The sequence below is a fragment of the Herbidospora cretacea genome, assembly GCF_001570605.1.
Lineage (GTDB): Bacteria > Actinomycetota > Actinomycetes > Streptosporangiales > Streptosporangiaceae > Herbidospora > Herbidospora cretacea.
In genome coordinates, this window is record NZ_BBXG01000012.1 from 76195 (window position 1) to 90600 (window position 14406).

At 70.4% G+C, this 14406-nt stretch carries 12 protein-coding genes; 4 read left to right on the forward strand and 8 right to left on the reverse strand.

Going from position 1 to position 14406, the window contains the following annotated elements:
* Nucleotides 1–339: 339 nt before the first annotated feature.
* Both AW270_RS23440 and AW270_RS23445 read left to right on the forward strand, forming a co-directional pair.
* Nucleotides 340–1266, forward strand: coding sequence for a WD40 repeat domain-containing protein (locus AW270_RS23440; protein ID WP_157522455.1), 927 nt, complete (start codon nucleotides 340–342; stop codon nucleotides 1264–1266).
* 55 nt (nucleotides 1267–1321) lie between these two features.
* Nucleotides 1322–2215, forward strand: coding sequence for a WD40 repeat domain-containing protein (locus AW270_RS23445; protein ID WP_061297346.1), 894 nt, complete (start codon nucleotides 1322–1324; stop codon nucleotides 2213–2215).
* Here AW270_RS23445 and AW270_RS23450 read toward each other — a convergent pair.
* Nucleotides 2200–2952, reverse strand: a complete 753-nt coding sequence (locus AW270_RS23450) for a DUF817 domain-containing protein (RefSeq protein WP_061297348.1) — start codon at nucleotides 2950–2952, stop codon at nucleotides 2200–2202. The genes AW270_RS23445 and AW270_RS23450 overlap by 16 nt on opposite strands.
* Before the next feature lie 83 nt (nucleotides 2953–3035).
* On the opposite strand from AW270_RS23450, the gene AW270_RS23455 reads away from it, so the two are divergent.
* On the forward strand, nucleotides 3036–3974 hold the full coding sequence (locus tag AW270_RS23455; RefSeq protein ID WP_061297350.1) for an ADP-ribosylglycohydrolase family protein: 939 nt from the start codon (nucleotides 3036–3038) through the stop codon (nucleotides 3972–3974).
* A 61-nt stretch (nucleotides 3975–4035) separates the two neighbouring features.
* On the opposite strand, the gene AW270_RS23460 is transcribed toward AW270_RS23455, so the two are convergent.
* The 5 genes from AW270_RS23460 to AW270_RS23480 form a co-directional block, all read right to left on the reverse strand.
* Nucleotides 4036–7815, reverse strand: coding sequence for a type I polyketide synthase (locus AW270_RS23460; RefSeq protein ID WP_061297353.1), 3780 nt, complete (start codon nucleotides 7813–7815; stop codon nucleotides 4036–4038).
* Between the two features lie 20 nt (nucleotides 7816–7835).
* Entirely contained in the window at nucleotides 7836–8879 is a 1044-nt protein-coding gene (locus AW270_RS23465) for a ketoacyl-ACP synthase III family protein (protein WP_061297356.1), read from the reverse strand.
* Complete coding sequence (locus AW270_RS23470) at nucleotides 8879–9130, reverse strand: acyl carrier protein (protein WP_061297357.1); 252 nt, start codon at nucleotides 9128–9130, stop codon at nucleotides 8879–8881. The genes AW270_RS23465 and AW270_RS23470 overlap by 1 nt, the downstream gene beginning before the upstream one ends.
* Nucleotides 9127–10125, reverse strand: coding sequence for a ketoacyl-ACP synthase III family protein (locus tag AW270_RS23475; protein WP_245674822.1), 999 nt, complete (start codon nucleotides 10123–10125; stop codon nucleotides 9127–9129). The genes AW270_RS23470 and AW270_RS23475 overlap by 4 nt, the downstream gene beginning before the upstream one ends.
* Before the next feature lie 356 nt (nucleotides 10126–10481).
* A complete protein-coding gene (locus tag AW270_RS23480; protein WP_061297362.1) occupies nucleotides 10482–11780 on the reverse strand; it encodes a cellulose binding domain-containing protein in 1299 nt (432 codons plus the stop codon).
* Between the two features lie 483 nt (nucleotides 11781–12263).
* Here AW270_RS23480 and AW270_RS23485 point away from each other — a divergent pair, with 483 nt between their 5' ends.
* On the forward strand, nucleotides 12264–12482 hold the full coding sequence (locus AW270_RS23485) for a hypothetical protein (protein WP_061297364.1): 219 nt from the start codon (nucleotides 12264–12266) through the stop codon (nucleotides 12480–12482).
* A gap of 75 nt (nucleotides 12483–12557) precedes the next feature.
* Here AW270_RS23485 and AW270_RS38965 read toward each other — a convergent pair whose 3' ends face one another.
* Entirely contained in the window at nucleotides 12558–12800 is a 243-nt protein-coding gene (locus AW270_RS38965; protein ID WP_157522458.1) for a hypothetical protein, read from the reverse strand.
* Nucleotides 12797–14404: an ABC-F family ATP-binding cassette domain-containing protein gene (locus tag AW270_RS23490; protein ID WP_061297367.1), complete on the reverse strand. Its 1608-nt coding sequence runs from the start codon at nucleotides 14402–14404 to the stop codon at nucleotides 12797–12799. Before AW270_RS23490 ends, AW270_RS38965 begins: the two co-directional genes overlap by 4 nt.
* Nucleotides 14405–14406 lie beyond the last annotated feature (2 nt).

Below are 14406 nucleotides of genomic sequence, written 5' to 3' on the forward strand. Positions count from 1 at the left end.
CCTCGGCGCTCACAAGTCAAGATATATCCGCGTTAAATTGACATTTCATGCGGCCGACCTGCGACAACGGCGTTGACTGGGCGTGTCGGGAAGGTCAATGCTGCAAGTCAGGTAAATGTCGGTTTATGTTCACCAATGCCCTTCTACCTGAAAGGACCCATCGTGCCCCATCTGGCGTGGGAGGGCTGTCACAACACCTGAGACCTGGGCGGGCGACGCCGAGAAGTACCTCCTGGGGGCGGGCATGGACGCCGAAGACGTGGCCGCGCTGAAGGCCCGGCTGCGCTAGTTACCGTTCCGTGCTTCACCTGATCACGGCGGTGCTTCTAGTCTCCGGACGTGTTGATCAGCGCGCTGGTGATCGCGATGGCGGCGGTCCCGTTCCCCATCGGGAAGGTCACCGAGATCCACCTCCCCGGAACCGAGGTGACCGTCTACGAACGGTCGTCGGACCTCAAGGTCGTGACCTCGTACTACCGGGGCAAGAAGCGCCCGAACGCCTTCCTCCGCGCCCCCGGGACCGACACGTTCAAGGAGCAGGCCGACAAGTGGCGGGTCGCGGTCTCCCCTGACGGCATGCGCGTGATGGCCGTCAACAACCTGCTGGACGAGCGGGACTGCGAGACCTTCCAGATCTACGGCCACCAGGTCGGCTCCATCCGCTCACTCGACTTCCCGGGCATCTGCGCGCCGTATCACGGCGGCTGGTTCGGCTGGTCGTCCGACAGCGAGAAGATCGCCCAGCTCGTTTTCATCGAGGAGGGGCAGCGGTCGGGTTTCCTGACGATCGACGCCGACACCGCCAAGGCCACTTTCGTGAAGATGCCGAAGTCGTGGAACGACTTCCGCTACATGTGGGCCCCCGACGGGAAACAGCTCCTCGCCTCCGACGGCAAGACCATCCGCTTCGTCTCCCCGGACGGAAAACTCAAGCGCACCCTCAAGGGCAAGGGCCCCCTCCTGGCTGCGGAACACACGTTCTCACCGAAGGGCGACCGGTTCGTCACCGCCTGCCCTGATTTCGACGTCTGCCTCTGGTCGGTCAAGACGGGCAAGGCGGCCGGGGTCGTCCCGGTGCCCAAGGGCGGCATGACCGTGCACGACTGGTGGGACGACGACCACCTGATCGTGTCGCGGGTGCGCGGCGACAAGGTGAAGGAGTTCGTCGTGATGACCCTGAAGGGAAAGGTGACCCGGGTCCTCGCGGACGTGCCGAAGAAGAGCTACGACGCCGACGGCCTGGAACTGGAGTTCACCCGGCGGTAGGCCCGTTACCGGCCCGTGCTTCACCCGGAAGAGGCGCGCCTTCTATCCTCCCGGCGTGTTGATCAACTTAGCGCTGGCGCTGACCCTCGTCCTCCCGGACACCGGCGTCACCGTGTACGAGAAGCCGTCCGACCGTCTCGTGGTCACCTCTTACCACCAGTACAAGAAGACCGCGAAGGCATACCTGCGGGGGAACGGGAGCAACTCGTTCCAGCGGAAACCCCGCCATTGGCGGGTCGCGGTCTCCCCGGACGGCAGACGCGCGATGGCCGCCAGCGCTTTCGTGGACGGAAAGGGCTGCTCGAGTTTCGACCTGATCAATCGCCGGACCGGAGCCACCCGCCACATCCCGGTGTCCGGTCTCTGCGGCAAACTCGCCGGCGGCTATTTCAGCTGGTCGCCGGACAGCCGGAAGGTCGTCCAGCTGGCCTTCGTACGGAAAGGCGAGACGAAAGCCGAAGTGAAGGGCTACCTGACGATCGACGCCGGCAGCGGCGGAACCCGATATGTGGCGATGCCCAAGTCGTATAAGGACGCCCGTTTCATCTGGACCCCCGACGCGAAACAGATCGTCGCCTACGACAAGAAGAGCATCCGCTTCCTTTCTCCGGACGGGAAACTGCGGCGCACCCTCACCGGCAAGGGCCCGCTGGCCGGGGAGGAGAACACCTTCTCCCCATCGGGGGATCGCTTCCTCACCGGCTGTCCCGACGGCGGCATCTGCATCTGGTCCGTCAAGACGGGCGAGGAGGTCGGCCGCGTTCCCACGAGCTACCACGGCGTGTTCGGCTGGTGGGACTCCAGCCATCTGATCATCGGGCGGACGTCCGGGAAGAAACACGAGTTCGTGCAGGTGGACATGGACGGCAAGGTGATCCGCGTCCTGGCGAGCGGGCCGCTGTCCAGCTACACGAAGAATCGCGTGGAACTCCACTACACCAGGCGCTGACGCCCCTTCACGGCGGCGACGATGACGAAGGTGACGCTGACCAGCAGCGCCCAGGCCCCGATCTTGTCGGCGTGGACGAGCCGCCACGCCTCCCGCTGGTGGGGATAGACCCAGGCCCCGAAATAGGTGGCGATGTTCTCCGCCAGCCAGAGAAAGAACCCGGTGAGAAAGAATCCCAGGCTCAACGGCATCCGATGGCGGTGCACACCGACGGTGAAGTGGACCGTGGTTCCCCAGGTGACGATCACCAGCAGAATCGCCAGCGGAACCCGGAGATCGACCCACCAATGATGGGTGACGAAATTGACGTAGACGGCCACCGCGACGAAGGTCAGCGGCACCGCCCGGTAATTCACCACCCGCAACGCGAGAATCCGCCAGGCGGCGCACACATAGCCGCCCACGGCGGCGTAGAGGAACCCGCTGTAGAGGGGGACGCCGAGAACCTTGGTGTAGGCCTCTTCGGGGTAACTCCACGACCCGAGCCGCACCTTGACGATCTCGAAGACGAGCCCCACCAGGTGAAACCCGGCGATGGTTCCCGTCTCCGTCTCCCAGCGCAGCACCCGGAAGACGACGGTGAGCGTGACCGCGTACACGAGCAGCGCGTCATAACGCGGCACCGGCAACGGCGCGACGGCGGAAACGGCGAGCCCCCCGAACAGCGCCCCCGCGAAAGCGCACGCCCTGACCTCAGCCCACGCGAACCGGAAGAGCTGCGCGACGAGAAACCTCACGCCTTATTCGATTTGTCGCGACGGTCGGCGGTTCCCGGAATGGTGGGGAGGTGCCGTGCAGAACTGCCGGATAACGTGCGGGAATGGACAGCAGGGAGCGTGTCGCCGGAGCGGTCGTCGGTTCGGCGGTGGGCGACGCCCTCGGAGCGCCGTTCGAGTTCGGCCCGGCGGGTGCGTTCTCCGCTCGCTTTCCCGTCTCCGGGGTCGAGAACGAGATGCGCGGAGGCGGCGGCTGGGATCCCGGCGAGGCGACCGACGACACCCAGATGGCCGTCCACGTCGCCGAGTCGCTGCTGGAGCGGGGCGGCCTCGACCCGCAGGACGTCTTCGCCCGCTTCCAGCGCTGGGCGGCCGACGACCCGAAGGACATCGGCTTGCAGACCGAAGACGTCCTGACCCGAGGGCTGCCCTGGAACCAGGCCGCCGAGGCCCATTACCGATCGACTCATCATGCGGCGGGCAACGGTTCCCTCATGCGGGCGACCACGGCGGCGGTCTACTTCGCCCCGCAGGGCCGCCACGCCACGATGGACGCGGCCCGTCGCATCTCGGCCCTCACCCACGGCGACCCGGCGGCCGGCGAGGGCACCGCGATCTTCCACGACCTGCTGCGCGCCGCCCTGACCGGCGCGGACCCGCTGAAGGAACTCCCGCACACTCTCGCCGCCGTCCACGCCGACCATCGCGAGCGATACGCCAGGGTCACCTCTCCCACGTGGCATCCGGCCGAGGCGACGGAGTTCAACGGCGCGGTCTGGCCCTGTCTCGGCTCGGCGCTGTGGGCGTTGCGCACCACCGGCGGCTACGAGGAGGCCGTCCGCGCCGCGATCGACCTGGGCGGTGACACCGACACCCTCGCCGCCGTCACCGGCGCCCTGGCCGGAGCCGTCCACGGCCAGTCCGCGATCCCGGCCCGATGGACGGACCCGCTCCACGTCCCCTTGCCGGGAGGCGATGGCCGGGTCCTCCGGCTGGCCGACCTGCTGGAACTCAGCCGATCGCTGACGCGGCCGGCCAGCTGAGGATTCCGGCAGAAAGGAACGGCCCGAGGAGGTCTGCTCCTCGGGCCGCTCGTGCGAGGGGTCAGCCGCCGAAGGCGGGCATGGGGTCGGGGGTGGGTTCCGGTTTGGCGGCCGGGGTCGCTGTGAGGAGGAGTTCGACCAGGCGGTCGGCGATGGCGGAGATGGTGGGCTGCTGCCACAGCAGGGTCGCCGGGAGGCGGCAGCCGAAGCGTTTCTCCAGGCGTCGGCGGACCATGACGGTCATGACCGAGTCGAGGCCCTGTTCGACCAGGGGGCGCCGGATCGACAGGTCGTCCGGGGCCAGTCTCATGACGGCCGCGATCTCCGCGCGGATCTCCGGCAGGACGCGTTCGCGCAGGTCCTCGGGGGACAGGCCGGTGAAGGACTCCGCCGGGCCCGCGAGGTCGTCCTCCGCCTGGAGGGGGGCGTCGATGACCGGGTAGCGCAGGCCCGTGAGGTGGCCGACGACCCGGCCGTCGACATCGGCCAGGGTGGCCCGGGCGGTGTCGTCGGCGGCGGGGTCCACGGCCGCGTCGATGATCACTGTGGTGGGCGGGGCGCCGGTCAGGACCATCTCGTCGATGTGGACGACCATGCGCAGCACCGGGTCTCCGGGGAAGACGCACGGGGCGACGGACATGACCGCGTCCAGAGCGGGGGCCCAGCTCGACGCGTCGCCGGTGCGGACCGTGGCGCGCAGGGCGCCGTCGCCGGCCAGCAGGGTGCCGATCGTCCAGTCGAAGCCCGTCGACGGGACGCCGACGGCGGCCAGGCGCTGGTGGACGTAGCCGGGATCGATCTCCACGAGGCCGTCGGCGGCGGGGAGGACGTCGGGTTTGGCCTGCCCGGGGGCGGCCACGTTCGCGGTGACGTGCACCAGCCAGGCCGGTTCGGGCTCGTCCGGTGCGGCGGGGGTGCGGGCGGCGAGCCGGACGACCGGGGGTTCGTGCACGACCTGGATCTGGCGGCGTTCGGCCGTCATCAGGGGGTGCATCATCTCGACGTCGGTGAGGGTGACGTCCTCGTCCTCGGCGGCGTGCAGGAAGGTGTTGACCAGCACGGCGGCCGGGACGATCTCGATGCCGTTGAGGGTGTGGCTGCCCGGGTAGGGGCGGTTGGCGTCCTCGACGCTGGTCCGCCAGACCCGCGTCCTGCTGCCCGCGAGGCTGGTGCCGGCGCCGAGCAGGGTGAAGGAGCCGACGTCGTGGCCCCGGTTGTCGTTCTCCAGGTACGACTCGCGCCAGTGGCGGCGGTGCTGCCACGCGTACGGCGGCAGGTCGGCCAGGTCGCCGGACGGCTGGAGGCGGCTCCAGTCGACGTCGACGCCGTGACAGTGCGCCGTGCCCACTGCGACCAGGAAGGTCGCCAGTTCGGGCTGGTTGCGGCGGAGCGACGTGCCGACGAAGACGTCCTCGAAACCGGCCTCCGACAGCGTCTCGGTCACCGAGTGGGCGACCACGGGGTGGGAGCCGATCTCCAGGAACACGCGGTGGCCGTCCTGCGCGGCGGCGGTCGTCGCCGCGGCCAGCCGCACCGGGTCGCGCAGGTTGGCGGCCCAGTACGCGCCGTCCAGGACGGAGGTCGAGCGGGGGTCGGGCAGCGCGGTCGAGTACATCGGGATCCGCGGCGCGCCGAAGGTGAGGCCGGCGGTCCGGGCGGCCAGCTCGACCGCCAAGGGTTCCATCTGAGGGCTGTGGAAGGCGACGTCCGAGGCCACCCGGCGGGCCACGATGCCCTCGCCCGGCCAGTCGTCGACGACCTCCTCGACGGCGGCGACGTCGCCGGACAGCACCGTGGAGCCGGGCGCCGACGAGATCGCGGCGACCAGGTCGGTGCGGCCGGCCAGCCGGTCGGCCGCCTCCTCGAAGGACAGGTCGACCATGACCATGGCCCCCTTGCCCTCCGCCTGGCGCAGCAGCACGGAGCGGCGGCAGATCAGCCGTGCGCCGTCGGCGACGCTCATCGCGCCCGCGGTCACCGCCGCCGCGATCTCGCCGACGGAGTGGCCGATGACGGCCTTCGGCGTGACGCCGTAGGAGTTCCAGAGCCGCGCGAGGCCGAGCTGCATCACGAAGATCATGGTCTGGACGCGGTCGATGCTGTCGAGATCGCCGTCGGTCAGGACCTGCCGGGGGGAGAAGCCGATCTCCTCCTGGAAGATCGGCTCGACCTCGTCGACGAGGGAGGCGAACTCCGGCACGGCGAGCAGCTCCCGCCCCATCCCGCGCCATTGGCAGCCCTGCCCGGAGAACACCCAGACCGGCCCGGGGCCCAGGTCGGGCAGCACGTCACCGGTGAGGATCGCCTCGCCGGGCACGTCGTCGGCGAGCCTGCGCAGGCCCGCCACCAGCTCGCCCGCGTCCGATCCGATCACGACGGCGCGGCGGGGCAGATGGGTGCGCCGCAGGGCGAGGGTGTGCCCGGCCGAGGCCGGGTCGAGGCCGTCGCCGAGGGCGTCGGCGAGCTTCCCGGCGTACTGCCGGAGCGCCTGCTCCGAGGCGGCCGACAGCGGGAAGAGCTCCCCGGCCGTCCCGGGCCGGGACGTCTCGGGGGCCGGCGGGGCCTGCTCCAGCACGATGTGGGCGACCGTGCCGCCGTACCCGAAGCTGGAGACGCCCGCGCGGCGGGGGTGGTCGCGTTCGGGCCATTCGGTACGTTCGGTCACCACCCGCAGGCCCGAGGTCTCCCATTCGATGGCGGGGTTCAGGCTGGTCAGCACGCTCGGCGGGATCGCGTCCCGGTGGAGGGCGAGCACGGCCTTGATCACGCCGGAGATGCCGGCGGCGCCTTCGAGGTGACCGATGTTCGACTTGACCGAGCCGATGAGGCACGGGTCGGCGGGGGAGCGCCCGATCCCGTACACGGAGGAGAGGGCCCCGGCCTCCAGCGGGTCGCCGAGGCGGGTGCCGGTGCCGTGGGCCTCGATGTAGTCGACGGTCGACGGGTCGACGCCCGCCTGCCGGCACGCCCGGGTCATCACGTGGGCCTGGGCCTCGCCGCACGGCGCCATGATGCCCTGGGTGTGGCCGTCCTGGTTGACGGCGCTGCCGATGACGAGCGCGAGGATCCGGTCGCCGTCGCGCTGCGCGTCCGACAGGCGCTTGAGCACGACCACGCCGACGCCCTCGCCGCGGCCGTAGCCGTCGGCCGACGCGTCGAACGACTTCGACCGGCCGTCGGGGGCCAGCGCCCCGGCGGTGCCGAGCGTGAGGGTCTGGCCGGGGGTGACCAGCAGGTTCACCCCGCCCGCGAGGGCGACGTCGTTCTCGCCGAGGCGCAGGCTCTGGGCGGCCAGGTGGAGCGCGACCAGCGACGCCGAGCAGGCGGTGTCGATCGCCATGCTGGGGCCGCGCAGGTCCAGGGAGTAGGAGATGCGGTTGGCGACGGCGCAGGTCGCGGCGCCGATGCCGGTCCAGGCCTCGATCTGGGGCAGGTCCTCCAGGAGGCGGGCGCCGTAGTCGCCGGTGCAGATGCCGACGAACACCCCGGCGTCGGTGCCGGCCAGCGAGTGCGGCGGCAGGCCGGCGTGCTCCAGGGCCTCCCAGGCGGTCTCCATCAGGATCCGCTGCTGGGGGTCCATCAGTTCGGCCTCGCGGGGGGAGACGCCGAAGAACTCCGCGTCGAAGCCCTCGATGTCGTCCAGGAAGCTGCCGTGCCGCACGGCGTCGCGCAGCGCGGCGGCGTATTCGGGGCTGCGGTTCTCGTCCCGGCGCCAGCGCTCGGCGGGCAGCGGCCGGGTGGTGTTCCGGCCGGCGTTCAGCAGGTCCCAGAACTCGTCCGGCGAGTGGACGTCCCCGGGCAGGCGGCATCCGATCCCGATCACGGCGACTGGTTCGGCCATCTGCGTTCGTTCCCTTCGGTTCAGACCCATTGAGGCCTGTCGATCATTTGGATCACGGCGCAGGAGACGGTCACTCCCGGCCCGGTGCCCAGCATCAGCATGTGGTCGCCGGGGCCCAGCTCCCCGGTGGTGAGCAGGTGGTCGAGCGAGAGCACCTGGTCGCTGGCCCCGCAGTGGCCGATGGTGCGGCCGTAGTCCCAGGTGGAACGGGACATGGGCAGGTCGAGCATGGCCATGCAGCGCTGCTCGACGATCTCCTCGGAGTAGTTCATGAACGCCACCCGGGTGAGGTCGGCGGCGTCGATCCCGCTCTCGTCGAGCGCGCGCTCGACGACCTCCATCAGCGCCCGCTGGATCTTGAACAGCGCCGCGGTGGCCTCGCCCTTGGACGTGACCTGCTGCCGGAACTGCTCGTTCCTGGCCGCGAAGCTCATCTTGCGCCCGACCGTGACACCCGGCGGGAACAGCGGCTCGCTGCCCCGGTGGAGCTCCTCCGCCTCGGTCACCGTCGTCGTGCAGACCGACGTCAGGCGCGCGAAGCCGGTCTCCTTGGAGAGCACGAGCGCGCTGGCGGCGTCGCCGCCGATGTAGCCGGGGCCCATCCGCCACCGGTCCATCAGCGGGGTGCCGTAGTTGTCGGCGGCGACCAGCAGGGCGGCCCGGCGGCCGGGCGCGGCGTCCAGGTGGCCGGCCGCGAGCTCCAGGCCGATGAAGACGCCGTTGCAGCCCTGCCGGATCTCGGTGGCCAGCACGTCCCCGCCCACCAGGTGACGCTGCAGGTAGGAGTGCGGGGGCCAGCCGTCGGGTCCCTGGTGCCAGGTGGAGGCGTACAGGAGGAGGTCGAGGTCCCCGGGGGCTTGGCCGCTGCGCTTGAGCGCGCTGCGCGCGGCGTGCAGGGCCATCTCGGGAGCCGGCAGGTCACCGGCCACCACCGCCCCGGCGAGGTTGTGCAGGTCGGCCTCCTCGGCCGGGTACCAGCCCTTGGCCACGGCCTTCTCGACGCTGACGACCGTCCGGGGGACGAAGGCCCCCACGCCGCTGATGTACGTGTCCGCGTAGCGCATCAGACGGATTCGAGTTCTCTGACCAGCGCCACGATGGTCGTGACGTCCTGGAAGTTCTCGGATTCGAGCTTGGCGGCCGGGACCGGGACGCCGACGTCCTTGCGGAGGAAGTTCAGCAGCCGGGCCGTCCGCAGCGAGTCGAGCAGACCCGACGTGAGCAGCGGGGTCGTCTCGTCGACGGTGATGTCGTCGCCGTCCTGGACGAGGTTCTCCTGGATGAAGTCGACCAGCTTCTGGGTGAGCTCGGTCATGCGCGTGCCCCAGTCGTGACGGGAGAGGTGGACAGGACCCGGAAGACCGCCGCGGCGCAGGACGTGCCGGAGCCGAAGCCGACCATGAGCAGGTGGTCGCCCTCCACCAGGCCGCCGGTGGCGAGCAGGTGCTCGAAGGCGATGAACTGGTCGACCGCGCCGCAGTGGCCCACGCGCCTGCCGTAGTCCCAGGTCGTCTGGTCCTCGTCGATGCCGAGCCAGGACATCTGGCCGTCGAGGTCCTCGCGGCGGCCGTGCGGCAGCGCCACCTTCGTGATGTCGGACAGGGCGATGCCGGCCTCGTCGAGGGTCTTCTCGACCTGCTGCATCATCGTCTTCTGGATCGTCAGGTGGATCCCGGTGCCCTGCTTCTTGAGCAGCTTCTGGCGGAACTCCTCGTGCCGGTCGCCGAAGCTCAGCCCCACGCCGACGGTGGCGTCCGGGGGGAACAGCGGGTAGCCGCCGTCGTTGACGGCGTCGGCCTCGGGGATCACCGTCGCGTTCACCGACAGGAGTTCGGCCATGCCGAAGTCCTTGCCGAGCAGGAGCGCGGCGGCGGCGTCGCCGATCAGCGCGCCGGGGGTCATCCGCCAGCGGTCCACCAGCGGGGTGCCGTGGTTGTCGGAGGAGACGACCATCGCCGTCTGCCGCTCGGGAACGGCCTGCAAGTAGCTCGCCGCCAGCTCCAGCGAGCTGATCATCCCGACGCAGCCGCTCCGGATCTCGAACGCCGGCACGGCGCCGCCCATGAGGTGCTGCTGCAGGTAGTGCTGCGGCTGCCAGCCGTTCGGGCCCTGGTGCCACACCGACGGGTAGAGCAGCAGGTCGAGGTCGCGCGGGGACGACTCCTTCCAGCGGTCGTAGGCGTCCAGGACCGCGAGCCGCGCCATCTCGGGCGCGGGCATGTCGCCCGCGACCGCCGCGCCGATCTGCCGGAATTTCTCGGCCTCCTCGGCCGGGTACCAGCCCTCTCGGACCGCGTGCTCGACGCTCACACTTTCCGGAACGTAAACACCGAGACTCCTGACGAACATGTTGGATGTACGCACACGTCCCCTAACTCAACAGGCTTCAGGACAGTGAAAAAGCGGCTCATCCGATAAATTTCGGACCCCGGGATATCGAGGGATACCGGCGGGTCAACGAAACAACGGTAAATAGGCTGGCGAGCCGCCCGGGGCAAACAATAGGGGCGTACTGTCCGGTAAGCAATAAGTTCGGTACGCGACATTCCGTGATCGACATTCAACGGAACGTGTCGAGTTAAGGGAAACGCTTCCTTGCTCTCGGCTTTTTTCGAAAGTAAAAGGATGCCGGGCCCACGCCATTCGGCGCGGGCCCGGCGGGCGCCCTACGGCACTCGCGTGCAGACGATGTTGTTCAGCTTGAACTGGGCCGGAATGGCGTTCGACCCGGTGGCGGTCGCCGAGAAGCCGAAGCTCTGGCTGGACCCCGGGCCGATGTAGGAGTTGTGGCCGGCGTCACGGGCGGTCACCGCGGCGCCGGTCTGGGTCACCGTGGCGTTCCAGGCGCTGGTGATCTGCTGGTTGCCGCCCCACGTCCACTGGAGGGTCCAGTTCTGGATCGGGGTCGTGCCGGTGTTCCTGATGGTCGCGGTGCCGTTGAAGGCGCCGGTCCAGGTGCCGGTGGCGTAGGTGACCTCGCAGGCGTTGCCGAGCTTGAGCCCGCTGCGGATCCAGGTCGTGAAGTTGGCCCAGCTGGGGTGCAGCGTGCCGGTGCTGACGGTCTCGCCGCAGTTGGCGGTGGTCTTCACGGTCTCGTTGCCGTACTGGGCGGGGTCCATGATCTGGACCATCATGTGGTCGGCCGCCGGGACCGAGACGAACGTGGCGTTGCCGCACTGCGCCTTGATCCGGTTGTAGAGCAGGACGCTCTGGCCGTGCGGCACCAGGAAGTCGGCCTGGCCGTGCAGGAACAGCAGCGGCGGGTCGCCGGAGTCGACGTAGGTCATCGGGTTGGCCGCGGCCACCGCCGTCGGGCAGGTCTGGATCGGGCAGCCGACCAGCAGGGACTCCGGGGAGGCGGGCGAGTTGTGGTCGAGCCCCCCGGTGGGCAGGTTCTGCGAGTTCATCTGCAGGAAGTCGGTCGGCGAGTAGAAGGCGAGCCCGGTGTGGACGGCGCTGGAGACGCCGGTCGTGCCGACGGTGCCCTCCAGGGCCGCGACGCCGCCGGAGAAGACGGCCATCTGGGTCAGCCAGGCGCCCGACGAGTCGCCCGCCATCGCGAAGCGGTTCGGGTCGAGCTGGTAGGTGGCGGCGTTGGCGCGCAGCCAGCGGATGGCCGCCTTGATGTCGTGCACCTGGGCCGGGAAGATCGCCTGGGAGCTGTTGCGGACGTTGACCCCGGCCACCGCGAAGCCCAGCGGGTTGAAGACGGCCGCGATCTCGGCGGCGCCGGCCTTGCTGTCGTCGCTGGTCCAGGCCGAGCCGCTGTGCCAGATGATCAGCGGCCGGGGCGTCATGCCGGTGGACGGCAGATGGAGGTCCAGCAGGTGCCCCCTGCTGCCGGCCGGTTGTGCGGACGCGTAGGCGATGTCACTGATCACCGCGGCGTGAGCCGGTGGCGCGACGGCCATGGACACGCCGACGGCGGCCAGCACGGTCATCACCGTGCCGACAACCGTGGCCATACGGATTCGAGCTTGCATTGTGCGACTCCGGTCGGTCGGATGATCGCCGCTTCCCCGGCCGGTCGCCCTGCGAGAACAACGTTCTGCGCCAGTGTCGCGGCTCACATCGGTATGGGCGGGGCGACGATATGACACGTAAGTCGCGAAGGTCAAAGGGTTGTTTACATCCATTTAACCGAACAGGAAAAGGGGTCCGAATCGGGCTTTCGGCACCACACAGGGCGCGAAGGAGCACAGAGCATGCATGGCCCGCACAGGCGGCCGGATACGCGCCTGGGAGGCCTTTCGGGGGCCGCCGTGGCGAGAATTGGACAGCCGCCGGAAAGTGATGCCGGTTTTACTGACGGTGAATTACGGCGAACACCTGCATCCGGCTGCGTCCGAGAATGAAACTTTCAACCACCTGACCACGTGACAATTTTCCTTGCCCGCAGTTGGTGATAATGTCCGCCAGTCATGATCTCCACAGGCACAGGAGGACGAATGCGAAAGGCACGCGCTGTTCTCGTCTCGGCCGCCGTGGTTCTCGGAACGACGCTCACGATCGGCGCCGCCCCGGCGCACGCCGACCGGCTGGCCGGCGTCTTCAGGGAACACTCGGACTGCGAGCGCGTCGGAACCCAGGGCGTCAACCAGGACTGGTGGAACGACTACTCGTGCGAGTGGGAGGGCCGCTACCGCTACTACTTCCTGTACGCGTGACCTCAGCGCAACGCTCCCGCCCCCGGGTCTGACGGGGGAGCGCGAGGGGGCGAAAGCCCTCTCGCACCAGGGGCGTCAACCGGCCCCCCGGGTGCGCCGGTAGTACGACCACCCGGCGACCGGCAGCGCGACCATCCACGCGAGGAAGATCGGCAGGCGGCTGGTCAGACCGAGTGACAGGATCCCGCCGAGGACGGCGAGCAGCGCCGGCACCCCGAGATACATGGCGCCCGCCGGGATGCCGAGGACACCCTCCTGCGGATAGCCCTCCGTGCCGTGACCGCTGTGATCACGCTGAGGGACGCTCAGTGCGCTCACAGCCGGACCTCGCGGCCCGTCCACCGGGAGCGGAGCCACCGGTCGTGGCTGGCGACCACGATCGCGCCGGGGCCGGCGCCCAAGGCCTCCTCCAACTCGTCGCAGAGCCGGGGCGACAGGTGGTTGGTGGGTTCGTCGAGCAGCAGCACCTCGGGCGGGTCGGCCACCAGCAGCGCCAGGGCCAGCCGCCTGCGCTGCCCGACCGACAGCTCCCCGACCCGTCTGCCCAGGTCCGGCGGGCCGAGCAGGCCGAGGGAACCCAACGGGACGGCCGCCGCGCGCTCCGGTCCGAGCGCCCCTTCGTAGACCTGCCGCGCGGTGCGGTCCGGCCGGTCGAACACGGTGTCCTGGGCCAGCAGCCCGACCGTCAGCCCCGGACGCCGCCGGATGTCGCCGGAGGCGTCCAGCCGCCCGGCCAGCACGGCCAGGAGGGTCGACTTCCCCGCGCCGTTCGGGCCGGTGACCAGCAGCCGGTCGGCGGCCCGCACGTCGAGGCGGTCGAGCGTGAGCCTGCCGGGCACGCGGACGTCCCGCAGCGACAGCGCGATCCCGCCGGTGGACGCGGAGGCGAGCGCGGCGGCCCGGAACCGCAGCGGTTCCGGCGGTTCGGGCACCTGGTCGCGCTCCAGTTCCGCCAGCCGCCGGGCGGCGTCGCGCGCCCGCCGCGAGATCTGGTTCTGCACCCGGCCGCTGGTGTGGCCGTAGCCCATCTTCTCGTTGTCGCTCCTGAGGCGGCCCGGCGCGACCTGGTGGGCGGTCACCGAGGCCGAGCGGCGCAGATCGGCGAGTTCCTGCTGCTCCTCGGCGAAGCGCCGCTCCCAGCGCCGCCGCTCCGCCCGCTTCCCCGCCTGGTAGGCGGTGTAGTTCCCGCCGTACCGGACGGGGCCGTCCACCGCCGGGTCGAGGTCGATCAGGTCGGTGCAGACGGCGTCGAGGAACGCCCGGTCGTGGCTGGCCACCACGACGACCCCGGGCAGGCCGCGCAGCTGCTCCTCGACGAAGGCCGCCGCCGTGTCGTCGAGGTGATTGGTGGGCTCGTCGAGCAGCAGCGCCGCGGGCCGCCTCACCAGCAGCGCGGCCAGGGCGAGGCGGCTGCGCTGGCCGCCGGACAGCGTCCCGAGCGCGCGGTCGTGCCGCACCGTCCCGAGGCCGAGCCCGGCCAGGACGATCCCGGCCCGCCGGTCGGCGTCCCAGGCCGCGTGCTCCTGGGCGTGGTCGAGCCGCTCGCCGTACTCGGCGAGCAGGTCGGCATGCCCGGGGGAGTCCTCCGGGGTGTCGGCGAGCGCCCGGGTGAGCCGGTCGAGTTCGGCGAGGTCCGCGCGGGCCTCGCGCAGGGCGTCGTCGAGCACGTCGGCGACGGTCGACGCGGCGTCGAAGGGCATCTCCTGGCGCAGGAAACCGAGGTCCGGGGGCCGGACGACGGTCCCGGCGTCGGGTTCGTCCACCCCGGCGAGCAGCCGGAGCAGGGTGGACTTCCCGGCGCCGTTCTCGCCGATCAGGCCGATCCGGTGCCCGGGGGCGGCGGTGAGGGAGACGCCGTCGAGGACCCGTCGACCGCCGAATGCGCGGATGAGATCGTTCGCGAGCAGAGCTGAGAGGGACATGT